A 24,772-nucleotide genomic window follows, 5' to 3' on the forward strand; every position below is an offset into this window, starting at 1 on the left:
CCGGCGTGGCTGCGGTGCGCGGCGCGCCCGGGGGTCACCCCTTGAGGCTTCCGGCGGTGAGGCCGGCCATGATGCTCCGCTGGAAGATGAAGAACACCACGATCGCGGGGATGCTCGCGATGACCAGCGCCGCCATCAGCACGTTCTGCGGCATCTGGGCCGACAGCGAGGAGATGCCCACGCTGATCGACATCTTGTCGCTGTCCGGCAGCACGAGCAGCGGCCAGACGAAGTCCTTCCATACGGTCACGACCGACAGGATGGACACCACGCCGATGATGGGGCGCGACACCGGCAGCACGATCGACCACAGGATCCGGAACGGGGTGGCGCCGTCGATCTCGGCGGCCTCCAGCAGCTCCCGGGGGATGGAGTCGAAGAACCGCTTGAGCAGGAAGATGTAGAACCCGTTCGCGGCGGCGGGCAGCCAGATGGCCCAGGGGGTGTTGAGCAGGTTCCAGCCGAGGATCGGCAGGTCCTTGACCGTCAGGTAGGCGGGCAGCAGGATCACCATCGGCGGGATCATCAGCGTGGCCAGCATCAGGGCGAGGATCAGCTTGCCGAACATCGGCCGCAGCTTCGACAGCGCGTAGGCCGCCGTCACGTCGATGGCGAGCGTGAACAGCCACGCGCCGACGGCGTAGATGACGGTGTTCCGCAGGAACAGCCCGAGGTCGAGCTGGTCCCACGCCTCGGCGTACACGCTCCAGTCGATGGAGGTGGGGAAGAACGACGGCGGGATCGTCGCGAGTTCCTCCGACGACTTCAGCGCCCCGGTGACCATCCAGTACAGCGGGAACACGAAGATCGCGGTGAAGCCCACGACCACGGTCACCAGGACGATCCAGTAGATGGTCCGCCCGCGCCGGGTGTTCAGCGTGTGCGGCGAGACCAGGCCGCGGAACTGGCGTTCCATCTTCTTCTTCGGGGCGCGGGATCGCCGCGTCTTGCCGTGCCCGGGGGACGGCGGGGGAGCGGGGCGAACGGGGCGGCTCGGCCGGCTCGAGGATTCAACGGTGCTGTGCGACATCGGCGCCACTCCCTCCTAGATCTGGTTGTCCCGCGAGACACGCAGGTAGACGGCGGAGAACACCATGAGCACGAGCATGAGCATCAGGCCGAGCGCGCCGCCGCCGCCGAAGTTCCCGAAGCTGAAGGCGTACTGGTACATCAGGTAGGCGACGGTGACCGTCGCGTTCTCCGGGCCGCCGCCGGTGAGCAGGTACGGCTCGATGAACACCTGCATCGTGGCGACGATCTGGAGCAGCAGCATCACCAGCAGGATCAGCTTGGTCTGCGGGATGGTGACGTGCCACACCCGTTTGAACAGGCCCGCGCCGTCCAGTTCCGCGGCCTCGTACAGCTCGCTCGGAATGCTCTGCAGCGCCGCCAGGTAGATCAGCGTGCCGGTGCCGAGGTTCATCCAGGTCGAGACGATGACCAGCGAGATCAGCGCGGTGCTGGTGGAGTCCAGCCAGCTCAGCGCGGGCAGGTGGGCCAGGCCGAGTATCTGGTTGAACAGGCCGGCGCCCGGGTCGTAGAACCACTTGAACAGCAGGACCGCGACGGCCGGCGGCAGCATCACGGGAAGGTAGACGACGAACCTGAGGTAGGCCCTGGCGTGCCGCAGCTCGTTGAGCACGATGGCCGCGACGAACGGCACGGCGTACCCGACGATCAGGGCGAGCCCGGAGAACATCGCGGTGTTGATCCAGGCCGGCGCGAACGCCGAGTCCTCGATCACCGTCTGGAAGTTGTCCAGGCCGACGTACTCGGGCGGTCCGACGAAGTTCGTCTTCTGGAAGCTGAGCAGGAACTCCCGGACCATCGGGTACCAGGAGAAGAAGGCGAAGCAGATCAGCGCCCCGCAGAGGAAGCCGTACGCCGTGAGATTGCGGCGTAGACCGCGCCGCACCGCCCCCGGGGCGCGCCGCTGCGGTCCTCTCGCGGTCATTGTTGTCATCGGTTGAACTCCTGATCTCGGCGTGACCGGCGGGGTGCCGGCCGACCGGCCGGCACCCCGGGCTTCAGATCAGCTGGACTTGGCCAGCACGTTGTTGGCCTTCTTCTCAGCGTCGGACAGGAGCTGGTCGATGTTGGCGTCCTGCCTGGTCAGCACCGCGGACATCGCCGTGTCCAGGATCGCGTACAGCTCCTGGGCCTTCGGCGGCTCCAGCTTGAACTGGACGTTCGCGGCGGCGTCCACGTAGGACTGGAAGTGCTCGACCGGGACGGTGGCGAACTGCTTGCGCGTGTCGTTCATCTTCACGCCCGGCGCCGTGGTGCCGTACAGGTCGGTGGTGGGCAGGCCCACCGGCAGGCCGTCGGCCTTGGCCCGCTCGTAGTTGAACTGGCCCTGGGCGGGGGTCAGGAAGCGGTACTCCAGCCACAGCAGACCGGCCTTGATCTGCTCGGGGCTGGCCTTGGGGTTGAACATGTAGCCGTCGCCGCCGCTGAGGGAGAACTTGGCCTCCGGCAGCCCGGCCACGCCGTAGTCGTCGAACTTGCCCTTGAAGTCGTTGTTGACGGCCTGGACGACGTCCGGGGCGCCGATCATCATGCCGAGCTTGCCGCTGCCCATCATCCGCATGAGGTCCTCCCAGCGGTGGAGCTGCTTGGTGCCCATGCTGTTGTCGGTCCAGCGCATCGTCTTGAGGTTCTCAAGGACGGCCTTGCCCTCGGGGCTGTTGAAGGCGGCCGTCTTGCCGTCGTCGCTCACCATCGAGCCGCCGCGCCCGTAGAGGGCGGAGGTGAAGTGCCAGCCGCCGGTGTTGCCGGCGCTGTACTCGCCGTACCCGACGTAGCCGGGGCCGAGGGCGGCGATCTTCTTGGCCGCTGCCTGCACGTCGGCCCAGGTCGTGGGCGGGGCGTCGGGGTTCAGGCCGGCCTGGGTGAACAGCTTGCGGTTGTACACGAGGCCCGTGGAGTAGTTGGTCCTCGGGAGGCCGTAGACCTTGTCGCCGTCCTTGAAGATGCTGAGGACGTCGGGGCGCATGTCCTTGAGCGTGGTCACGCTGTTGATGTACGGCGATATGTCGGCAGCCTGGCCGGAGGCGATGATCTTCCGGACGTCGGTGTAGTAGACGTAGAACATGTCTTCCATCTCGCCACCGGCGAGCTTGGCCTGGAACGTCTCGGGGACGATGCAGGGGAAGGCGTCCTTGCTCACGATGGTGATGTTCGGGTGGAGCTTCTGGAAGGACGCGACGTCGGCGTCCCACTCGCTCCGCTCCTTGGGGTTGCTCTTCGGCGGCTGGCAGCCGACGGAGATCGACACCGGAGCGTTCGCCGGAGCCGCGGAGCCCTGCGACGACTTGGTGGCGTCAGGGGTGCTGCCGGCGCCACTGCCGCATCCGGCGGCGGCGAGCGCGAGACCTGCGCTGAGCAGGATCGCAAGGTTGCGGGGTTTCATGGATGTTTCCCTCCTGGACTGCCCCCGACTACGAGGCTCAAGATCTGGTACAGCTTCGCGAACCGGTTGGGAGCAACATATAGAGATAGACATATGTCAGCAAGAGTCCGTCGTGCATGATGCAAAAAAGTGACAGTGCGCCGGTCGGTATGGGGATGTGACCTCGACGTCACGCGGGGGAGGTGGCATGGAGGATCGCCGTCCGGAGCAGGGGCTCCACCACCGGCCGCCGGGGCGTCCTGACGGGGGCGGTGAAGTCTCCGGACGGGCCAATGTAGCCGTTGACCTGGACTAGTCGCGCATCCTGACCGGTCCGGTGGAGCCGCGCACGACGAGTTCCGGCTCGAACAGGAGCTCCTCGGCCGTGACCGAGCCGCCGTCGATCTGGTTCACGAGCAACGTGACGGCCGTCCTGCCGATCGCCTCTATGGGCTGGCGCACGGTGGTGAGCGGGGGGTTGGTGCAGTTCATGAACGAGGAGTCGTCGTACCCGACCACCGAGATGTCCTCGGGCACCGACATGCCGAGGCGGCGCACGGCCCGCAGGACCCCGAGCGCGAGCACGTCGCTGGCGCAGATGATGCCGGTGATCCCGTTCTTGACCAGCCGGGTCGCGACGGCCTGGCCGCCTTCCAGGGAGAACAGGCTCCGCTCGATGGTGTCGGGCCCCGAGTCCAGGCCGGCCCGGCGGGCCTCGGCCTCGAAGGCGTCCTGCTTGCGCCGCGAGGGGATGTGGTCCTCCGGGCCGAGGACCATGCCGATGCGGGTGTGGCCGAGCGAGGTCAGGTGGCCGAAGGCCTGCTCCACCGCCACCACGTCGTCGGTGGCCAGGCAGGGGAAGCTCAGCTCGCTGATCGCGGCGTTGACCAGTACGGCGGGCAGGCGCAGCTCCAGCAGGCGGAAGTAGTGCTCGTGGGGCGCGTCGGCCTCCATGTAGTGCCCGCCGGCGAAGACCATGCCGGAGACCTGCTGTTCCAGCAGCATCTCGACGTAGTCCGACTCCGACAGCCCGCCGGCGGTCCGCGTGCACAGCACCGGCGTGAAGCCGCGCTGGGCCAGGGCCCCGCCGACCACCTCGGCGAGCGCCGGGAAGATCGGGTTGCCGAGTTCGGGCAGGACCAGCCCGACCAGGCGGGCCCGCTCGCCGCGCAGCTGGGTCGGGCGCTCGTAGCCGAGCACGTCGAGCGCGGTCAGCACGGCGGCACGGGTCGCGTCGGAGACGCCCGGCTTTCCGTTGAGCACGCGGCTGACCGTGGCCTCGCTGACCCCGACCTTCTTCGCGACCTCCGCGAGCCGGCGCGTCGTCGAGCGGGAGGAGGCAATCTCACTTGTCACGGTCGCAAATATACGTCAAACAGGTGCAAACGGTTTGCGTTGGGTCGGTTCGTACGCTGCGGATAGCCCTGGCAGGGCGCCGTGGGAGCGTTTCGCCCGGTCAGGGTCGAGAAAATACCGTAATCATGTCGTGACATTGCATGTTTCCGTCCAAACATTGCGGTTATCTGTTCGTCATCTTATGGTGTGGGCAGTTCCGCCGGGCAAGCGATGGTCCACCCGACCCTGACCGCGAGGCGTCCGGCTCTGCGCGCCACGCGGAAGGGGTCCGGCTGATGAGGAAGACCGGCAGGCCACCCGCCTGGGCGGTCGTCACGAGGACCGGGTACTCGGGGACAGGAGGACGCACCTGTCCCCGAGCGCCCTAACCCCGGCGTCCCAAGTACTCCGGACCCACCTGGACGGGTCCGGAGCCGACGCCCTCGGAGGAGGGCCACTCCTCCTCCGAGGGCTCGGCGACCCGTCCCACCCGGGGCCGGGACGATCTGGCAATCTGTGCTCGAACGGTCCCCGGCACCGAGAGGGCTCCCCATGACCACCGAGCACGGCCACGACACGCGTCCCCGCTTCCCCTCCGGGCTCGTGCTGAGCGGTCACGGCCTGGTCCTGCGGGAGTGGACCGACGACGACCTCCCGGTGATGGCCGGGCTGTTCGACGATCCCGACGTCGCCTACTGGACCCCGCTGGCGACCCCGTTCGACCTGGCCGCCGCGCGCGCGTACCTCGAAAGGGCCCGCCGCTCCCTCGCGGCGGACCAGCGGCTCCACCTGGCGATCACCACCGACGGGGGCGAGGCCAAGGGCGAGGTGCTGCTCAGCCGCGACCTGCGCGACGGGTCCGCCGCCGCCCTCGGGTACGCGGTCGGCGCCGCGCACCGGGGGCGACGCCTCGCGGTCCGCGCCGTGCGGGTGCTGGCCGACTACGCCCTCACGACCGCGGGACTGGCGCGGGTCTACCTGGAGATCGAGCGGGAGAACGAGTCCAGCGTGCGGGTCGCGCGGGCGGCCGGCTTCCGGCTCACCGACACCCCGCCCGCCACCACCGAGGAGAAGGGCAGGACCCTCGAACTGCTCACCTGGTCGTCGCCCTGAGCCAGGCGAGGACCTCCTCCGCGTGCCGGTCGGGCGGGAACACCGGGTAGAAGCAGTGCTCGATCACGCCGTCGCGGACGACCAAGGTGAAGCGCCGCAGCAGGCGCTCCCCGGCGACGTCGAGTGTCGGCAGGCCGAGCGCGTCGGTCAGCACGTGGCCGGCATCGCTGACCAGCGGGAACGGCAGATGGAGCCGCTCGGCGGCCTCCCGCTGGTAGGCCGTGTCCTGCGTGGACAGGCCGATGACCGCGGCGCCGGCCGCCCGCAGCCCGGCCGCGTTGTCACGGAAGCCGCACGCCTCGGGCGTGCAGCCCCTGGCCCCCGGGATCAGGTCCCAGTCCGGCACCAGAGGGTCCTCGCCGGGGCGCGCGGTCCGAGGGTAGGCGTAGATCACCAGCCGGTCCGCCCCCTCGGGCGTGCGGTCGACCCGGACGGTGCCGCCCCCGCTCGCGGCCAGGGCGACCGGCGGCATCGCCGTCCCGGGCAGGCCCGCGCACGCGCCGTCGTCCACGGGGACCGGCAGACCGGGCGGCAGGACGGTCGGGTCATGGCTCATGACCGCACCCTAGCGACCCCCCGCGAGGCGAGCCCGCCGGGGATCCCGCCGCCGCCCTTCGATGTGCGCCGGGCCGCGTGGGCGGCCCTCCACGTGCGCCGGGCCGGGTGGTCAGATCGGCTGGTCCTCCACGTGGAACGAGATGCCCCCCTGGTCGTCGATGTCGGCGTCGAGCGCCTTGTCGTCCAGGACGGTGGCGGCCACGGGGTCCAGGTAGACCTTGGCCCCCTCGCTCTCGACCACCTTGTCGCTGGTCTCGGGGCCGTCCGCGACCGACAGCATCAGCGAGCCCGCGTCGTCGTCCTGCGACGAGATGCGGATGCCCTTGTCGGTGGGCTCGCCCATCTGGGTGTTGAGGTCGCGGATCACCTTGGCGGCGGTGTCTGTAAGCGTGAGCATTGCGTCTCCTCGCCAGGGTCGGGTGCTGCACTACCTCCGCCCTTGCCCGCCCTGAAGTGGGCGAACCACGCCATCCGTCCTCCCAGGTTGATTCTCGGCAAGGACCCCTTTACCCCCAGCGGCCCGGCCGAGAGGGGAACACCTACCTGATACCGGAAAAGCATCGCCAACCCCCGCACGCATGGCCATAGTGGAACGGCGGACCGCCGATGACGCCGGTTCCGCGTCTCACGCGGGAGGGTCGATGGTCGTCGTCGGTACGTGGAACCTGGAGAACCTGTACAGGCCGGGCGGGGAGTTCGGCCCCCGGGACGAAGGGGCCTACCAGAAGAAGATCGAGGCCATGGCCGCCACGATCACCGGGATCGGGCCCGACGTCCTCGGCGTCCAGGAGGTGGGCCGGCCCGAGGCGCTGGCCGACCTGGTGGCCGCGCTGGGGGGCGAGTGGCACACCGCCCTGTCGCAGCACCCCGACGTGCGGGGGATCCGGGTCGGCGTGCTCAGCCGCCTGCCCGTCAGCGTCGTGGCCGACGTCACGGCCTTCACCGCCCCGCTGGCCGCCGTGCAGAGCGCCGACACCGGCCCGGCGACCGCGCAGACCAGCCGGGGCATGCTGGCGGTCCGGGTCGAGGCGACCCCCGGCACCCCGCTGGACGTCGCGGTGTGCCACCTGAAGTCCAAGCTGCTCAGCTTCCCCGGCGGCCGGTTCCAGGCCCGCGACGAGGGCGAGCGGGCCAGGTACGGCGCCTACGCCCTGTACCGGCGGGCGGCGGAGGCGACGACGCTGCGCGGCCTCGCCGACCGGCTGGTCGGCGGGCACGGCCAGGAACGGCCGGTGGTCGTGCTCGGCGACTTCAACGACGAGCCGCTGGCCGCCACCACGCAGATCATCCTCGGCCCGCCCGGGTCGGAGCTCGGCACCGCCGGGGCGCTGCGCCCCGACCGGGGCGACGGGTGGCGCCTGTGGAACCTCGCCACCCTGATCCCCGAGGCCGAGCGCTACTCCCGCGTCCACAACGGCGGCGGCGAGCTCATCGACCACATCCTGGCCAGCCGCGCCCTGATCGAGCGCGTCGAGGAGGTCCGTTCCGTGGTGGGCCACGGCCTGCCGTCGGTGACCGAGGACCCGGGCGCCCGCCGCGACGCCGCCGACTCCGACCACGCCCCGGTCGTCGCCCGGTTCCGCCTCTGACCCGTGCCCGGCCCTGGGCGGGCGGGCTCGGAGTGAGCCCGCCCGCCGCGGGGGTCGGCTGAGCCGCAGGGGTCAGCGCCAGGTGTCGTCGCGGGTGGCCGTGCCGCCTGACGGGGTGGTGAACGACCGGTTCGGGTCGCTCTCCCAGGTGACCGAGCCGTCGGTGTTCTTCTTGATGTACTTGTACTGGATCGCCGTGCCCGCCGGCAGGCTCACCGTCGCCCGCCAGATCGGGTAGGTCGCCGACGACAGGGCCACCGCGCTCGCGGGGCTCCAGTTCCCCAGCGCGGGCACATTGCCCACCACGAACACGTTCTGGCCCCACGACGTGGTCACGTTGGCGTTGAACGACGTCGCGACGGTGCCCGCGGTCGGGGTGGGGGTCGGGGTGCCGGTGACGCCGACGCGGACGGCGACCGCGCCCTTGGCCGGGACGGTGACGCTCGCCGTGCCGCCCGAGCCCACGGTCACCGACCCGCCGCCGACCAGGTTGGCGTAGGTGCCGGCCGGCAGGCCGGTGGTGAACGTGCCCGAGTACGACCCGCCGCCGTTGTTGATCACGACCCAGCCCTTGGCGCCCCGGCTGAACGCGATCACGCTGGAGCTCGGGGCGGTCCAGTTGGCGACCGAGGTGCCCTTGACGGTGTTGTGGAAGCCGACCATGCCGTTGATCGCGGCGTCGCGGTGCAGGCACGTCCACCCGCCCGAGCAGCCGGCCGCCGTCACGTACCCGTTGCCGTCCGAGGGCGGCGAGGCGTCGTTGTCGCTGAAGGTGAAGCCGTCGTAGATCTGCGGCGTGCCGTGGGTCCAGGCGAGCTCGAAGATGTTCGCCAGGTTGTAGGTGGCGCCGCTCTTGTAGGTGAGGGTGGAGCCGTTGCGCTCGGTGTCATGGTTGGTCACGAAGACGACGGCCCTGTCGCTCGGCTGCATGCCACCCCACGAGGCGCCGAAGGTCTGCAGCTCGGAGATGTTCCCCTCGAACTTCTGCTTCAGGTAGCGCCCGTACTGGAAGTCCAGCACGTCGCCCAGCCCGGTGTACTGGCTCGGCTGCACGGCCTCGCCGGCACCGTAGATCACTTCCTGGAAGAGGTACGGGGAGCCGGTGAGCTGGCCGTAGATCGCCGACAGGTCGGCGGGATTGACGTGCTTGGCGGCGTCCACGCGGAAGCCGTCGACCCCGAGGCCCTTCAGGTCGTTGAGGTAGGCGGCGATCCGCGACCGCACGTAGCTCGCGCCGGTGTCCAGGTCGGACAGGCCCACCAGCTCGCACCGCTGCACGTTGTTCGCGCTGCCGGCGTAGTCGCCGTCGTGGATGGTGTTGTCGGAGTTACCGCACGCGCCCGGGTAGTAGTGGAAGTCGGCCGCCGAGTACGTCCCCGGGTAGACGTACTTGGAGATGCTCCGCCCCCCGTACGACGTGGCGCCCTGGCCGGTCATGTGGTTGATCACCGCGTCGGCGTACACCTTCACCCCGGCCGCGTGGCAGGCCGAGACCATGGCGGAGAACTGCGCGCGGCTCCCCATCCGGCTGGTGAGGTCGTAGGCGGCGGGCTGGTAGATCTCCCACCACGAGTGGGTGCCCGACAGCTTCACCGAGTCCTGCGGGGGCGACACCTGCACCCCGCCGTACCCGTTCGGGCCGAGCACGTTGGTGCACTCGGACGCGACCGAGGGCCAGTTCCACATGAACAGGTTGGCGATCACGTCGTTGGCGCCCGGCGGGGCGGCCTGCGCCGGCGCCGTCGTGAAGGGGACGACGAGCAGGGCCGCGAGGAAGGTGAGCACGGCGGTCAGGGTGAGGGGGCGGGATTTGTAGGATCTCACGTGGGGCCTCCAGTTCGATGGATGCGATCCCGAGCCGGGCCGGGTGCTGCAACACCCGGCCCGACGTGCGTCCCCCGGGTGGGGGGTCGTTGGCCTACGAGCGGACGAAGACCGCGACCGTGCGGGCCGGGACGGTCAGGGTGCCGGTCGAGGGGTCGAAGGCGGACCGCCGGACGACGGCGTCGCCCGAGGCGGCCTGGACGGGGTGCAGGGCGACCCGCGCTCCCTTCAGCGCGGCCACGGTCTGCGTGGCGGTCACCGGCGTCGCGTTGAACACGACGGTGATCGACGCCCAGCGGGGGTCGACGCCGGAGGAGTCCAGGTGCATGGTGACGACGCCCGGCGTCTCCGCCGCGCCGCTCACCGGGAAGGACAGCCGCCGCTGCACCTCGGCCAGCGAGCCGAGGGAGAAGGCGGGGGAGGAGGACCTGATCTTCAGCAGGTCGCCGAACCCGGCCCGGGCCGCGCCGATGTCCGCGCAGCCGGGCCTGAGCGCCGGGTCGGCGAGCAGCGGCCTGGCGTACGGCCATTTGGACTCGTTGTCGGCCTTCGGCGGCAGCCCGGCGCCGAACCCGTTGCCCGCCGAGCAGTCCCACAGCAGCCGGTTGAACCAGTCGCCCGAGTCGAAGGAGTTGCGGTCGAGCGACTTGGACCGCAGCCGCTCGCTGCCGGCGTGCAGGAACGCGGTGCCCTGCGACAGCAGGGCCGAGGCCAGCGAGAGCGACTGCATGCGCACCCGGTCGGCCATCGGCGTCGCCTGCGGCAGCTTGAAGGCCAGCGCGTCGAACAGCGTCTCGTTGTCGTGGGCGTCGACGTAGTTCACCGCCTCGCCCGGCGCGGAGGTGTACCCGGCGGGGGAGCCGTTGTAGTCGACCTCCGCGCCCGTGACCTCCTTGCCCGTCGACGCCGTGAACCGGTAGTCGCGCAGGTCGCCGGTCAGCCCCACCTTGATCAGGTCCTGGTAGTGCAGGAGCCTGGCCCGCTGCTGCTCGGCGGTGCCGTTGGCCGGGGACCCGTTCGGCGCCCCCGCCAGGCCCGAGCCGAAGCCCTGCACGCGCGGGTCGGCGTCGAACGGCCCGCCGCCGCGCACCGCGTCCCGCATGCGGTCGTTGAACGTGCCGACGCCGGTGCCCGCCATGTTGGCCTGGGTGGCCTGGACGAACCGGGCGCCGTCCGCCACCTCGCCGAAGTTCCACCCCTCGCCGTACAGGATGATCGACTTGCCGTCCACGCCGTCCTTGGCGAGGGTCAGCCGGTCGAGCGCGGCCCGCACCGCGAGGATGCCGGCCTTCGGGTGGTGGCCCATCAGGTCGAAGCGGAACCCGTCGACCTTGTACTCCTTGGCCCAGGTGACGACGGAGTCGACGACGAGCCTGCCCATCATGGCGTGCTCGGGCGCGGTGCCGGCGCAGCACGTGGAGGTCGCCACCGTGCCGTCGTCCAGCAGCCGCTGGTAGTAGCCCGGCACGATTCGGTCCAGCACCGACTTGGGGTCCTGCCCGGCCGCGTAGGTGTGGTTGTAGACCACGTCCATGACGACCCGCAGCCCGGCCCCGTTCAGCCCGGCCACCATCGACCGGAACTCCCCGACGCGGCGCGACCCGTCCGGGTCGGTGGCGTAGGAGCCCTCCGGCACGGTGTAGTGCACCGGGTCGTACCCCCAGTTGAAGGAGTCCTTGGCGGCCGTCTTGGCCACGCACTCCTGCTGGGCCTCGGAGTCGGCGGGCATCGAGGCCAGGTCGCACGCCGGCTCGGCGCGGTCGGCCCTGCGCTCGGGGACGCTGCCGATGTCGAAGGCCGGCAGCAGGTGGACGTGGGTCAGGCCGTCGGCGGCGAGCGCCCGCAGCCCCCGCATGCCGGCCGAGTCGCCGGAGAAGGCCGCGTACGTGCCGCGCCTGGCCGCCGGGACGGTCGCGTCCGCGGCGGAGAAGTCGCGCACGTGCAGCTCGTAGATCGACGCCCGGTCCTGGCGCACGGCCTTCGGCTTGCGCAGCGAGTCCCACCCGCCGGGGCGCAGCGACCGGTCGGACAGGTCCACGAGCTGGCTGCGGACCGAGTCGGCCGCCAGCGACAGGCTGTAGGGGTCGGTCACCTCGTTGGTCACCACCGTGCCCGCCGCCGGGGCGTACACGGTGACCAGGAAGGTGTAGAAGCGGTCCTTCCACGCGGAGGTGCCGCGCACCGACCAGACGCCGGTGGTGTCGTCGCGCCGCATCGCGTGGACCGTGCGGGCCGTCCCGGAGGAGTCGCGGTACAGCGCCAGCTCGACCTTGCCCGCCGTCGGCGCCCACACCGACAGCGACGGCCCGCCCGCCTGCCACACCGGTCCGAGCGCCGCGCCCGGCGCCGCCGCGTACACGTCGTCGAGCACCCCAGGGATCTGCACGCCGGTCGCGGTGAGCAACGCGCCCGAGGCGTCCCGCTCGACCGCGACCACCTGCCCGCGCAGCGCCTCGCGGACCAGGTGGGTGTCACGCGGGTCCACCTTGAGCGCGGTGTAGGCGGCGAGGTGCGGCCACTTCGCCTTCTGCGCGTCGGTGAGCCCGCCGCCGGCGACCAGGCGGACCAGGTGGACGTCGCCCGTCAGGTCCCCCGCGTCGTAGGCGATGTCGCCCTTGCCGGAGAACGCCAGCGCGTAGTGCAGGGACGCCGACGGGGTGACCTTCCACGCGACGGTGTCCCGGTCGATCCACTGGGCCGTGGCCTTGGACAGGTCGGCGTCGGCGCCCCGCGCCGCGGGCTGCGGCAGCAGGTACCCCTCGGTGGCCGCGAGCCGCCAGGCCTCGTTGCCGGTGGTGGCCAGGTCGAGCGACTGGTCGCCGGGCAGGTCCTTGTCGTCCCCGTTGTGGATGATGTAGCTCAGGCTCGTCGCCCCCTCCGCCAGCGGCACCCGGAAGTACGCCCCGAAGCCGTCGGTCCCCGCCGGCGTGATGGGCGTCGCCCACTCGGTGGGGGACGCCGCACCGTTCCAGACGTGCAGCCCCCAGCCGTCGTAGTTCCCGTCCGCGCGGCGGTAATGCAGGATCGCGACGTTCTCGGCGGCGGCTTTGGTCGGGTGCACGCGGGCGTCGCCGGAGTTCACGTACGCCTCAGGCCGGTCCGCCGGGGTGAACGACTGGTCGGGGCCGGGGTCCTTGGTGTCGCCCTTGTGCACGATGTAGTTGAGCGGGACCGACGGGTCCTTGAGCGGGACCTTCCAGAACGCGCCGAAGGAGTCGGTGCCGTCCGGCGGGCGCGGGGACGCCCAGTCGGTGCCCGCGCCGTCGGCGAGCCCGTCACCCCACAGGTGCAGGCCCCAGCCGTCGTAGACCCCGTCCGGCCGCTTGTAGTGCACGGTCGCGTACCCCTGGGCCGCCGCGCGCGAGGAGAAGGTCTCTGGCCGGCCCTCGGCCAGCCACACCTCGCCGTTCCTCGCGGGGTCGACCATGCGGTCGCCGCCGTCCTTCTCGTCGCCCTTGTGGGCGATGATCCCGACACCGGCCGCGCCGGGCTTGAGCCTGATCCAGGCGAACCGGCCGTACGCGTCCTCGCCGGTGAGCGGCAGCGGGGAGCCCCAGTCGGTGGGCTGCTCGACGTCGCCCCAGACGTGCAGGCCCCAGCCGGTGTAGTCCGAGCGCTGGTAGTGCACCACCAGCCAGTCCCTGGCGACGGTGCCCGGCTCCTCGGGGGCCGGGTCGGGGCCGACCGTCACGGTCTCGGCCGCCGAGGCGAACCGGCCCGCGGAGTCCTTCACGACCGCCCGGTAGGCGATCTTCGTGCCGGCCGCGAGGCCGGTCAGGTCGTGGAAGACCCGGAACACGCGCGCGCCGCCCGTGACCGTCGGGGCGTCGTCGGTGCCCAGCACCTTCCAGGGGCCGTCGCCGGCCTTGGCGGCGAACGTCACCTGGTCGAACCCGGTGCCCGGCACGCCGGCCGTCACCGGGATCCGCCCGTCGCCGGCCGCGCCCCGCACCACGGCGCCCGGCAGCGTGATCGACACGGCGGGGCCGGCGGCCGGGGCGGCCAGTTTGGCGGCGGCGCGGTAGACGACGGCCGACAGCGGCGGCACGGTCACCGGCAGCGTGCGGTCGGCGGCGGAGGTGACGCCCGCGGCGCCCTCGCCGTACACCTTCGTGAAGGCCATGCCCGCCGAGTACGTCGGGACGGCGGCGGTCGCGGCGGTCTCGGCGTTGTTGACCGCGACCACGTACTCGACCTGCTCCTTGGCGCCGATCCTGCTGAAGGCGTACAGGCCGTTCTGGGCCAGGCGCTCGACCTGGGCGCCGTCGGCCAGCGCGGGGTGGGCGTCGCGCAGCCTCGCCAGCCCCGCGATGCCCTGGTACAGCGGGTGGGAGGGGACGAAGTTGTCCCGCGCGTGTGTCGCGGTGGTGCCGATCAGGTCGTCGGTCAGATAGCCGGGCGTGCGGGAGGCGAACATCGTCTGCCGCGCGTCCTTGTCACCGCCCTTGCCGGTGAAGCCCTGCTCGTCGCCGTAGTAGACCACCGGCTGGCCCCGGGTGAGGTACATCAGCTCGTGGGCCAGCAGGTCGCGCCGCAGCAGCTCGCCGTCCGCCGCGCCCGGGTTGTCCTGGGTGAGGAACCTGCCGATGCGGCCCATGTCGTGGTTGCCGAGGAACGTCGGCAGCTCGGCCGCGTTGCCGTCGGCGTCGGTGTGGTAGTCGTCCCCGGCGTACAACTGGGACAGGCGCGCCGCCCCGGCGGTGCCGCCGCTGAACGAGCGCGCGGCCTCCTGGAAGGGGAAGTCCAGCGTGGCGTCCATGCCGCCGCGCGTGGAGTAGCGGCTGGTCAGGGACGGGTCGCTGGAGTACACCTCGCCGAACATGAAGAACCGCTCGTTGCCGAGCCTGGCCGCGTAGCCGTGCAGCGCGGGCGAGAACTTCTGCCAGAACTCCATGTTCACGTGCTTGGCGGTGTCGATCCTGAACCCGTCGATGCCCGTCTCACGGACCCACGTCTGGTAGATGTCCGTCATGCCCTTCACGACCTCGGGACGCTCGGTCCACAGGTCGTCCAGGCCGGAGAAGTCGCCGTACTCGTCGGTCTCGCCGCCGCTGAAGGTGGAGTCGCCCCGGTTGTGGTACATCGTCGGGTCGTTCAGCCAGGCCGGCGTCTTGACGCCCTTGGCCGCGACCGGCGTGTACGGGAACGAGTTCACACCGACCTTGGGGAAGGTGGTCCCGCCCGCGTACGCGCGGTCGTCGAACGGCCGGCCGTTCACGTCGACGTACGGGTAGGCGCCCTTGGGGCGGTAGGAGTACGTCTTCTCCTGGTAGTCGACCACGTCGGCGGTGTGGTTGGTGATGATGTCGAAGAAGACCTTCATCCCGCGTTTGTGCGCCTCGCGGACGAGCTGCCTCATCTGCGCGTTGGTGCCGAGGTGGGGGTCGATCGAGGTGAAGTCGGTGATCCAGTAGCCGTGGTACCCGGCCGAGGCGTCGGCCCCGGTGCCCTGCACCGGGCGGTTCTTGAACGCGGGGGTCAGCCAGATGGCGGTGGTGCCCAGGTTCTTGACGTAGTCGAGCCTGCCGAGCAGCCCCGCCAGGTCGCCGCCCTGGTAGAAGCCCTTGTCCTCGGGGTCGAAGCCGGTGGCGAGCCGGTCGCCGGTCAGGCCGCCGCGGTCGTTGCCGGTGTCGCCGTTGGCGAACCGGTCGGTCATCGCGAAGTAGAACCGCTCCCGCGTCAGCCCATTACGCGAAGCGTCCCGCGCCAGCTCCTTGTCCGAGGGCTCGGCCACGGTACTCAGCGCCGACACCAGGGGCGTGCTCAACGCCACCGGGACGGAAGTCGGTGACGCGCTCGAGGTGAAAGCCGGTAAGGCGATCGAGGCGGGGGCCGGGGACGCCGCCGAGGCGGGGGGTGCGGCGAGCGCGGACGCGGACAGGACCGCGGCCAGAAGCGAGGCGACCAGCGTGCCGGGCCCGCGTGCCGGGGACCTTCTCGCGGGCCGTGGGGGGAGCGGCCGGACCACTGGGGCCTCCACTGGTCGTGTTTCACGGGTGTTGCCCGGAAGTTACTCACAACCCCCGATCTATGCAATGCCTTACTGAAATTTCCTGAAATTCTCCAACCGGTCGGTACCAACCGTCCCCGCTTCCCGGGAAGCGGGGACGGTCAGAGGGCAGGCGAACGCCGACCCTCCTCCTTGCATCGTTCGCCACCCGGGCCGCCGGCGGCCCTGAGTGCGCGGCGGTCAGCTCCCCGCGGTGGTCGCGCGCGGAGCCGGGCGGGCGCCGGGGGGAATGCGTACCGGGATCTCGCCGCCCAGCCGGGCGCCGGAGAGTTCCAGGTCATCGCCGCTCCAGAAGCGGCCCGGGTCGTACCAGTTGGGGTCGCGCCCGGCGGGCAGCAGCCCCATGTCCTGGTACGTCGCCGCGACCACCTCGGCGCAGTACGCGGTCTCCAGGGCAGCGTCGCCGGTCCGCCTGCCGGCCAGGGGCACCCGGCCGCGCAGCCAGCGCCCGGCGAGCCGGGCCGTGGACGGGAACGGGGTCCCGTCCAGGCGGGCGATCGTGCGCAGCAGCGCGTCCTCCATCTCGCGGGTCACCGGGCGGTCGAGCTGCCGCAGCCAGCCTCGCTGCCCGTACCGCGTCGCCCACACCACGACCGCGTCGCGCAGGTCGTGCAGCTGGACCCCGCGCTGGTGGGCGCCCGACCACAGGTCGGGCAGGGACCGGCCCAGCTCGGCGTGCCACATCAGCGGCGGCAGGTCGTCGATGACGACCGACATGCCGACGTGGTTGACGGGGCTGTTCGTCGTCATCTGGATGGCCCGGTCGGGCACCGTGCGGCCCCGGAACAGCCATACGTCGCCGGTGCGCGTCAGGTCCAGGGCCTCGTCGAGGCTGATGCTTACGCCAGACATCCCAGTAGCCTAGGGACATGCGCTGGTGGAAGATACTCGGCCTGGCAGGCTTCGCGGGAGTCGCGGCCACGGGCGTGGTGATCGCGCGCGCCGAGCGCCGCCGCCGCGCGTACACGCCGGAGGAGATCCGGTCGCGGCTGCGCGACCGGCTCGCGGAGGCGTCCGCCGCTGGCCCGCCGCCCGTGACGACGACCCCCGCCGCCGGCACCGGCCTGGCCGCCAGGGCCCGCCGTGTGCGGTCGCTGGCCCGCGACCGGCTGGGCCAGGTGAAGGGCCGGTTCCACCGCAAGGACGTACTTCTGCGCAGACGGTAGTTCGGTACAGACCGCCCGTGGAAACGCGCGGAACCTCGGATGAGCACGCACGCCGACTCATCCACGGGGAACCGCCATGCCAGTCCACGACCATGCCATCGTCATCGGAGCGAGCGTCGCCGGCCTCCTGGCCGCCGCCGCGCTCACCGACACCTTCCAGTCCGTCACCATCCTCGACCGCGACACCCTGCCGCCCGGGACCGCCCACCGCCGGGGCACCGCGCAGAGCCGTCACGCGCACGGCCTGCTGGCGCGCGGCCGCGAGGCGATGGAGGAACTGCTCCCCGGGCTGACCGAGGAGCTCGCCGCCCAGGGCGGCATGCCGCGCGACCTCCAGCTGCACTCGCGGTGGATCAGCGAGGGACGGCCGATGGCCAAGGCCGACAGCGGCCTCATCGGCGTCACCGTGTCACGCGCCCTGCTGGAGGGGCACCTGCGGCGGCGGGTGGCCGCCATCCCCGGCGTGCGCGTCCTGGAGGGCCGCGCGGTGCTCGGCCTGGTCGCCTGCGGGGGGCGGGTGACCGGGGTCGTGACCGGCACCGAGACGCTGCGGGCCGACCTGGTGGTGGACGCCTCCGGGCGCGGGTCGCAGGCGCCACGCTGGCTGGCCGAGATGGGCTACGAGCCCGCGGCCGAGGAGCGGGTGCGCATCGAGCTGTGCTACGCCACCCGCGTGTACGCCCGCAAGCCGGACGACCTGGACGGCGACCAGACCCTGGTGACCACCCCCACCGACGCGGTCCACCGTGCCGGGGTGGCGCTGGCGGTCGAGGGCGACCGGTGGATGGTCACGGTCGGCGGGTACGGCGGCGACCAGCCGCCGCTCGACCACGAGGGCTTCACCGCCTTCACCAAGACGCTCGCCGCGCCCGACCTGTACGAGCTGGTGCGCGACGCCGAGCCGATCGAGGAGGGGCGGCCGTACCGGACCCCGGCGAACGTGCGGCGGCGGTACGAGCGGCTCGCCCGCTTCCCCGGCGGGTTCCTGGTCACCGGGGACGCGGTGTGCGCCTTCAACCCGATGTACGGCCAGGGGATGACCGTCGCCTCCCTCGAAGCCCTGGCGCTGCGCGACGCCATCGCCGGCGGCGGCCTGGACGGGGTCGCGCGGCGGTTCTTCCGGAGCATCCGCAAGGTGGTCGACGGCCCGTGGGACGTCGTCGTCGGCGGTGACCTGCGGTTCCCCGAGGTCGAGGGGGTGCGCACCCGCAAGGCGGCGATGGTCAACGCCTATCTCCGGCACTTCCACGCGGCGGCGGCGCGCGACCCCGAACTCGGACGCAGATTCCTGCGGGTCGCCAACCTCATCGACCCGCCGGCGTCGCTGATGAAACCCTCCACCTTGCTGCGGGTATGGCGCGCCGGCCGGTCGGCCGGGGCCAGGGCCGAGGGGCTCCCCGGCGGCGGGAAGGCGCCGGCGCTCCAGGTCGGATCGAACGACTCGGCCTGATCCCCCGTACCTCCCAGGGATGGTCATGTGATGCCCGGGCGGCGACCAGGCCGCCGGGTGCCGGATCCGACCATGAGCCGAGAGGGAGTGCGAATGTATCGGGACCAGCGCAGACGGGAGCTCAGGCAAGTACTCGGAGCCCTGGCGGCGTGCGGGGCGATGGTCGGCCTCGTGGGGGGCTGCGGGACCGACCGGCCGGCCGAGAAGCTGCTCGGTTCCCAGGCGTTCCAGGCGGGCGAGGCGGCGACGGCGACGTGCCCGAGCGTCGCGAACCTGCTTCCCGACGATCTCCCGTCGCGGCTGATCAGCGGCATCGCCCGGAACCTCGGGCTGATCGAGATCCAGGTGGCCGCCGCCAACCAGCGGCTCGCCAAGCGGACCGACGCCGCCGACCTCGGGGCCGCGCAGAACGCCGTGCTCGGGACGCTGGAGACCCAGCGGACCGTCCTGATCCGGGACATCACCACGATCCTCGGCACCGCGGGCGACAAGCCCGAGGGCCTGGACGAGGCGGCGGCGTGCACGCTGGCCGGAGCGGCGGACCCGGTCCAGCCCATCGACACCTCCGCCCCCTACGACACCTCGGAGCCGGCGGCCTCGGCGGCCCCGGCCGATTCGGCGGCGCCCTCGGACGCCGTCGTCCCCACCGACGGCGCGGTCCCCACCGACTCCGGGGCCCCGGCGGACTCCTCGGCTCCGGCCGACAGCGCGGCGCCGATCGCCGTGCCGTTCAAGGCGGGCAAGAGCGCCGCCGCGAGCGCCACGCCCAAGGCCACGAAGGCCGCCAAACCGGCGAAGACCACGAAGACCGCCGACCCCAAGGGCCCGGTCAAGATCGTCACCAGCACCAAGCCCAGCGTCAAGAAGCCCGCGGCCCCGAAGGGCAGCGCGGCGCCGGAGGCGATCCCCGCCGCGAGCGACACCGCCGCGCCCGAGGACACCGCCGCACCGGCCGACACCGCGACCGCCGCCCCGGCCGACTCGGCCGCGCCGTCCGACGGTGCCACGCCGGACCCGTCCGGCAGCGGGGCGATCGTCACCGATCTCGCCGTCGTGTGCCCGCCGGTGGCCGAGGCGCTGACCGAGATCCCGAGGGTGATCAAGTCGGAGGTCGCCCGCAACCTCGGGCTGCTGGAGCTGCAGATCGCCTCGGTGAACCACCAGCTCCTGGACAAGGCGGGCGACGACTCCTTCCAGGAGGCCCTGCTGGCGGCCCTGCACAAGAAGCGCGGGGCGGTCATCGAGCGCATCGCCGACCGCGTCTACCGGGCGACGGGCACCCCGCCGACCCTGGACGCCCTCACCGAGTGCGCCTTCAACGACGCCGCGGCCCCGCCGGACGGCACCGCCACCGACGCCCCGGCCGACCCGTCGGCCACCCCGTCCCCCGCCGACACCGCCACCGACGCCCCCTCCGACACCCCGTCCCCCGCCGAATCAGCCTCCAACGATTCCTCATCATCCGGGACCTATTAGGACACGACCCACAGCACTATTACGGCCCGGGGGCGACGCGACATGATCGCGCCGCCCCCGAGCCATATCTCCGGTCCGCCGAAGCGAGGGACGGCAATTCGCGGCCCGACGAAAGTCAGCCGATATCCCGGGCTCCAGGCCGTGGGTGCCTATTCTGAGTTGTTTATGGGGATTGTTGTGATTTGTCTGGGTCGGCGGGTATTCCGGTCCTGCCAGAACGGGAGACATGTGCGGCTGAATGGCGGGACGTTTCCCAGGATGCCGGGCCTGGCCGACGTATCTGGAGAGGTGTGGGGGGAGAGGTGTCTAATGGGAACATGCGGCATGTCACGATCTATCCATAACGGCCACACTGACTTACGATTACGGGGCATCTGGAGCGAGGCGACGTGGGGCGGCGAGGGATGTGCCTGCTGGGGCACACGTGGGCAATCTGCCTGCCGAGATAACGAGCTTTGTCGGGCGGCGGTTCGAGACCACCGAGGTCGTGAGAGGACTGGAGGAGTCGCGCCTGGTCACGCTCACCGGGGTGGGTGGAGTGGGCAAGACGCGTCTGGCCCTGCGGGTCGCGCGCACGCTTGAGTCCCGGTTTCCCGACGGTGTGTGGTTCGTGGAGTTGTCGTCGTTGCGCGAGCCCGCGCTGCTCGGTCACGCCGTCTGCTCGGTGCTCGGGGTGGCGCAGCAGGCCGGGCGCCCGCAGATGGCCGTGCTCGCCGAGTTCCTCGCCGGGCGGCGCTCGCTGATCGTGCTGGACACCTGCGAGCACCTGGTGAAAGGGTGCGCCGTGCTGGTGGACACCCTGCTCAGGGCCGCGCCGGGCCTGCGGATGCTGGTGACCAGCCGGAGCGTGCTCGGGCTGCCGGGAGAGTCGCGCTTCCACGTCGAGCCGCTGCCCATCGAAGGACGGTTGCACCCGGGCGCGCCCGCAGGGGAGGGCCGGGAGCGGGTGTCGCTGGCCCCGAGCGCGGACGGCGCCGTGGCGCTGTTCGCCGACCGGGCCGCCTCGCTGGTCCCCGGCTTCGTCGCGACGCCCGAGGTGGCGCTGCTCTGCCAGCGGCTCGACGGCATCCCGCTGGCGATCGAGCTCGCCGCCGTGCGGCTGCGCACGCTGTCCGTCGAGCAGATCATGGGCCGCATCGACCGCCGCTTCGATTTGCTCTCCAGCGAGAACCGCGCGGGCCTGTCGCGCCACCAGACGCTCCGCACGACCATCGGCTGGAGCCACGAGCTGTGCGAGCCGCTGGAACGCCTGCTCTGGGCGCGGCTGTCGGTCTTCGCGGGGGACTTCGACCTGGAGGCGGCGCAGGCGGTGTGCGCCGACACCGGCACCGACGCGTACACGGGCCTGCACGGCGAGCACGTCGAGGACACCCTGATCGCCCTGGTGGAGAAGTCGATCGTGCTGCGGGTGGACACCGGCCGCACGGTCCGGTTCCGGATGCTGGACACCGTGCGGGAGTACGGTGCCGACTGGCTGCGCGAGCTCGGGCGGTACGAGGCCGCGCGCCGCCGCCACCGTGACCACTACCTGGGGCTGGCCCGCCGCTTCGACGAGGCGTGGTTCGGCCCCGACCAGGTGGCGTGGTACGGCCGGATGAGCCGCGAGCTGCCGAACCTGCGTGCCGCGCTGGACTTCTGCCTCACCGACCCCGCCGAGCACGCCGTAGGCCTGGAGCTCGCGGGGCGGCTCGCCTACTTCTGGATGGCGTGCGGCCTCATCTCCGAAGGCGGCCACTACCTCAAGCGGGCGCTCGCCCTGGACCCCGTCCCCGGCGCGAGCCTGTCGCGGGCGCTGTGGGCGTGCGCGTGGCTGAGCGACCTCCAGGGCGAGCTGGACGAGGCCAACGACCTCGCCACCGAGTGCCTGTCGCAGGCCTTCGCCCAGGGGGACCGGGCGGCGGCCGGGTGGGGGATGGCCGCCTGCGCCAACACGGGCCTGCACTGGGGGTACGTCTCCGACGCGCTGGCCATGTACGAGCGGGCGCGCGACACCCACCAGGACGGTGGCGACACCGGCGCCGGGCTGGCGTACGCGCTGACCGGCCAGGCGTACGCGCTGGTCCTGCTCGGCCGGCCCGAGCAGGCGCTGTCGTGCCTGCGGCAGCAGCGGTCGCTGTGCGGTGCGCGCGGGGAGATCTGGCTGCACTCCTCGGGGGACTGGGTCCGCGGCCTCATCGAGCTGGACCGCGCGGACTTCCCGCTCGCCGACCGGTTCGCCCGCACGTCGCTGCGCGCGAAGCACCTGCTGCACGACAGCCTCGGCATGGTGCTGGTCCTGGTGAGCCTGGCCCGTTCGGCGGCGGGTCTCGGCGACATGGAACGGGCGGCCCACCTGCTCGGCATCGGCGACCTGGTGGAGCGGGGCTCCGGCCTGCGTCTCGGGCCGGCGGAGCCGGGCGGCCTGCGCGGGCAGGCCGAGTGGCGGGCCAGGGCCGTCCTCGGGGACCGGGTGTACGAGGCGGCCTACGCCTGGGGGCGCGGGCTCGACCTTGACACCGCCCTGGCGTACGCCCTAGGCGACAGTGATCATGGTCGTGACCATGGCGACGACATCGGCCTTCCCGGCTGAGCCCAGGGCCGACGCCGGGGGCCGGGGGCCGGTGGTCAGTCGCGGTGGTGCCGGGGCAGGAGCGGGGTGAGGGCCGCGATGGCCAGGGCGAGTCCGGCCGCGATGAGGAAGACCAGGTCGTAGCCGGCGGCGAGTGCGGCCGCCGGGGGGCGCCCGCCGGTCTCCGCCGCGGCCCTGGCGCCCGCGGCCGTCGTGAGCACCGCCAGGCCGATCGACCCGCCGACCTGGCCGGTGGTGGTGGCCAGGCCGCCGATGGTGCCCGCGTCGCCCTCGGGGGCGTCGGCGGTCGCCGCGGCCATGAGGGTGGGGAAGGTCAGCCCGATGCCGGCCGCGACGAGCAGCGTGGGCCCGAGCACCCCGGAGACGTAGCCGCTGCCGGCGTGCGCCTGGGCGAGCCAGCCGAAACCGGCGAGGAAACCGGCGCAGCCCGCGAGCACCAGAGGCCGCACACCGGTGCGCGGCAGCAGGGCGGCGGCCAGCCGCGCGACCACCACGAACGTCACCGCCGCCGGTGTCTGCCCGAGCCCGGAGCGAAGCGCGCTGTAGCCGAGGACGTTCTGCAGGAACAGCGAGGTGAAGTACCACATCGCGATGGTGATCCCGCCGAACAGGAGCAGCATGCCGTTGCCGACGGCCACCGCGCGGATCCTGAACAGCCGAGGGGGCATCATCGGCCGGGTGGCGAAGCGCGCCTCCACCACGGTGAACACCACGAGCAGGAGCACGCCCGCCGCGACCGGCCCGGCGACCTGCGGGGACGTCCAGCCGTGGTCGGCGCTCCGCATGACCCCGTAGACCAGCGCGGCCAGCCCCGCCGTCCCGGTGACCGCGCCGGTGAGGTCGAGCGGCTCCCGCCCCCCGGTCCGCGTGCCGGCCAGCGCCACCACGGCCACGGCGACCAGCACCGCGCCGATCGGCACGTTGATCAGGAAGACCCACCGCCACGACAGGCCGGTCGTGATGGCCCCGCCCGCGACCGCGCCGGCCATCCCGCCCACGCCGCCCGCGGCCGACCACGCGCCGAACGCCCGGGCACGCGCGCGCTCCCCGGTGAAGCCGGTGTTGACCACGGCCAGCGTCGCCGGGGCCAGCATGGCGGCCCCCATGCCCTGCGCGACGCGGGCCGCCACCAGGACCTCGGGGGCGGTGGCCAGGCCGCCGGCCAGGCTCGCCCCGGAGAACACCAGCAGCCCGGCGACCAGTGTCAGACGATGGCCGAACAGGTCGGCGGCGCGGCCACCGGCCAGCATGAATCCGGCGAAGGTGAGCAGGTAGCCGTTCACCACCCAGGCCAGGCCGGTGGGCGTGAAGCCGAGGTCCACGCGGATCGTGGGCAGGGCGACGTTGACGATGGACGCGTCCAGGATGACCATGAACTGGCAGGCGCACGCCAGCGACAGGACCAGCCAGGCGGGGCCGGTGCGCGGCGTGGCCCGCAGGGTCGCGGTGGTCATGAGGTCCTCCTTCCGGGTTTCGCCGCTCACGCGGCCGGGGCGGTCGTCGCGGACACGGTCGCGGGCACGTTCCCGCCGCCCGTCGCGGTGCCCGTGGCGCCGTCCACCTCGCCGTCCACCTCGACGTCCGTCGCGTCGCCCCTCGCGTCGCCCGTGGTGGCGTCCGTGGGGTGGTCGCCCCCCTGCAGTCGGACGGTGATCTCGGCCAGCCGCCGTCCCTGGTACCTGGCCGCCTCCAGCGCCGCGGTGTCCGGGCCCTCGCCGGCCGGGCCGGTCACGAACGACGTGCCGTAGGGGTTGCCGCCGGCGGCGTACACGGCCGGGTCGGTGAATCCGGGCGGGACGATCAGCGAGCCCCAGTGGTAGAAGACGTTGCCCAGCGACAGGATCGTGGCCTCGTTGCCGCCGTGCCGGTTGAAGGCCGAGGTGAAGGCCGTCGCCGGCTTGCCGGCCAGCCTCCCCTCCCGCCACAGCCCGCCGGCCTGGTCGATGAACTGCTTGAGCGGCGCGGCCGGCGTGCCGAACCGGGTCGGGGTCCCGAACGCGTACGCGTCGGCCCACGCCAGGTCCTCGGCCGAGGCCTCGGCGATCGACGCGGCGGCGTCGGCGTGCCGCCGCCACCGCGGGTCCTGGTCGATCGCACCGGCGGGTGCCAGTTCGGCGACCCGCCGCAGCCGCACCACGGCCCCGGCCGAGGCGGCGCCCTCGGCGACGGCCTGTGCGAGCGTGTGCACGGTGCCTGTCGCGCTGTAGTAGATGACGGCGACCTTCACGGTCATGTACGGCTCCCTGCGATGTCGGGTAGATTTAGTTATGCGGATAATGTTATGCGCATAA

The 24,772-nt window shown here is 72.2% G+C and carries 17 protein-coding genes; 6 read left to right on the forward strand and 11 right to left on the reverse strand.

Features of this window, described 5'->3' with window-relative positions:
* Positions 1-34 precede the first annotated feature (34 nt).
* The 4 genes from NYZ98_RS03140 to NYZ98_RS03155 all read right to left on the reverse strand — a co-directional run bounded on the left by NYZ98_RS03140 (position 35) and on the right by NYZ98_RS03155 (position 4,747).
* Positions 35-916, reverse strand: a complete 882-nt coding sequence (locus tag NYZ98_RS03140; protein ID WP_262840913.1) for a carbohydrate ABC transporter permease — start codon at positions 914-916, stop codon at positions 35-37.
* Between the two features lie 129 nt (positions 917-1,045).
* Positions 1,046-1,963 carry a carbohydrate ABC transporter permease gene (locus NYZ98_RS03145; protein ID WP_262840914.1) on the reverse strand — a complete coding sequence of 306 codons (918 nt, stop codon included), beginning with the start codon at positions 1,961-1,963 and terminating at the stop codon, positions 1,046-1,048.
* Positions 1,964-2,032: 69 nt separating this feature from the next.
* A complete protein-coding gene (locus NYZ98_RS03150; protein ID WP_262840915.1) occupies positions 2,033-3,412 on the reverse strand; it encodes an extracellular solute-binding protein in 1,380 nt (459 codons plus the stop codon).
* A gap of 291 nt (positions 3,413-3,703) precedes the next feature.
* The gene (locus NYZ98_RS03155; protein ID WP_262840916.1) at positions 3,704-4,747 is read right to left on the reverse strand and encodes a LacI family DNA-binding transcriptional regulator; all 1,044 of its coding nucleotides are present in this window, start codon (positions 4,745-4,747) and stop codon (positions 3,704-3,706) included.
* Between the two features lie 531 nt (positions 4,748-5,278).
* On the opposite strand from NYZ98_RS03155, the gene NYZ98_RS03160 reads away from it, so the two are divergent.
* The gene (locus NYZ98_RS03160; protein ID WP_262840917.1) at positions 5,279-5,839 is read left to right on the forward strand and encodes a GNAT family N-acetyltransferase; all 561 of its coding nucleotides are present in this window, start codon (positions 5,279-5,281) and stop codon (positions 5,837-5,839) included.
* Here NYZ98_RS03160 and NYZ98_RS03165 read toward each other — a convergent pair.
* Positions 5,820-6,395: a peroxiredoxin gene (locus NYZ98_RS03165; protein WP_262840918.1), complete on the reverse strand. Its 576-nt coding sequence runs from the start codon at positions 6,393-6,395 to the stop codon at positions 5,820-5,822. The two genes, NYZ98_RS03160 and NYZ98_RS03165, sit on opposite strands and share 20 nt — an antisense overlap.
* A gap of 111 nt (positions 6,396-6,506) precedes the next feature.
* The gene (locus NYZ98_RS03170; RefSeq protein WP_262840919.1) at positions 6,507-6,794 is read right to left on the reverse strand and encodes an iron-sulfur cluster biosynthesis family protein; all 288 of its coding nucleotides are present in this window, start codon (positions 6,792-6,794) and stop codon (positions 6,507-6,509) included.
* 244 nt (positions 6,795-7,038) lie between these two features.
* Between NYZ98_RS03170 and NYZ98_RS03175 the strand changes: the two genes are divergently transcribed.
* A complete protein-coding gene (locus NYZ98_RS03175) occupies positions 7,039-7,986 on the forward strand; it encodes an endonuclease/exonuclease/phosphatase family protein (protein ID WP_262840920.1) in 948 nt (315 codons plus the stop codon).
* A gap of 72 nt (positions 7,987-8,058) precedes the next feature.
* Here NYZ98_RS03175 and NYZ98_RS03180 read toward each other — a convergent pair whose 3' ends face one another.
* The 3 genes from NYZ98_RS03180 to NYZ98_RS03190 all read right to left on the reverse strand — a co-directional run bounded on the left by NYZ98_RS03180 (position 8,059) and on the right by NYZ98_RS03190 (position 16,672).
* Positions 8,059-9,810 (reverse strand): carbohydrate-binding module family 20 domain-containing protein, encoded by a 1,752-nt coding sequence (locus NYZ98_RS03180; protein WP_262840921.1) that lies wholly within the window; start codon positions 9,808-9,810, stop codon positions 8,059-8,061.
* Positions 9,811-9,904: 94 nt separating this feature from the next.
* Positions 9,905-15,778, reverse strand: coding sequence for a pullulanase-type alpha-1,6-glucosidase (gene pulA, locus NYZ98_RS03185; protein ID WP_262840922.1), 5,874 nt, complete (start codon positions 15,776-15,778; stop codon positions 9,905-9,907).
* Positions 15,779-16,000: 222 nt separating this feature from the next.
* Entirely contained in the window at positions 16,001-16,672 is a 672-nt protein-coding gene (locus NYZ98_RS03190; protein ID WP_262840923.1) for a hypothetical protein, read from the reverse strand.
* A gap of 17 nt (positions 16,673-16,689) precedes the next feature.
* Here NYZ98_RS03190 and NYZ98_RS03195 point away from each other — a divergent pair, with 17 nt between their 5' ends.
* From NYZ98_RS03195 to NYZ98_RS03210, 4 genes are all read left to right on the forward strand, one after another.
* Positions 16,690-16,986, forward strand: coding sequence for a hypothetical protein (locus tag NYZ98_RS03195; protein ID WP_262840924.1), 297 nt, complete (start codon positions 16,690-16,692; stop codon positions 16,984-16,986).
* A gap of 76 nt (positions 16,987-17,062) precedes the next feature.
* On the forward strand, positions 17,063-18,436 hold the full coding sequence (locus tag NYZ98_RS03200) for an NAD(P)/FAD-dependent oxidoreductase (RefSeq protein ID WP_262840925.1): 1,374 nt from the start codon (positions 17,063-17,065) through the stop codon (positions 18,434-18,436).
* Positions 18,437-18,529: 93 nt separating this feature from the next.
* Entirely contained in the window at positions 18,530-19,912 is a 1,383-nt protein-coding gene (locus NYZ98_RS03205) for a hypothetical protein (protein ID WP_262840926.1), read from the forward strand.
* 424 nt (positions 19,913-20,336) lie between these two features.
* Positions 20,337-22,481 (forward strand): ATP-binding protein, encoded by a 2,145-nt coding sequence (locus NYZ98_RS03210; protein WP_262840927.1) that lies wholly within the window; start codon positions 20,337-20,339, stop codon positions 22,479-22,481.
* Positions 22,482-22,516: 35 nt separating this feature from the next.
* Here NYZ98_RS03210 and NYZ98_RS03215 read toward each other — a convergent pair whose 3' ends face one another.
* On the reverse strand, positions 22,517-23,935 hold the full coding sequence (locus NYZ98_RS03215; RefSeq protein WP_262840928.1) for an MFS transporter: 1,419 nt from the start codon (positions 23,933-23,935) through the stop codon (positions 22,517-22,519).
* Between the two features lie 26 nt (positions 23,936-23,961).
* The gene (gene wrbA / locus NYZ98_RS03220; RefSeq protein WP_262840929.1) at positions 23,962-24,714 is read right to left on the reverse strand and encodes an NAD(P)H:quinone oxidoreductase; all 753 of its coding nucleotides are present in this window, start codon (positions 24,712-24,714) and stop codon (positions 23,962-23,964) included.
* Between the last annotated feature and the right edge of the window lie 58 nt (positions 24,715-24,772).

Source organism: Sphaerisporangium corydalis (assembly GCF_025506355.1).
Taxonomy (GTDB): domain Bacteria; phylum Actinomycetota; class Actinomycetes; order Streptosporangiales; family Streptosporangiaceae; genus Sphaerisporangium; species Sphaerisporangium corydalis.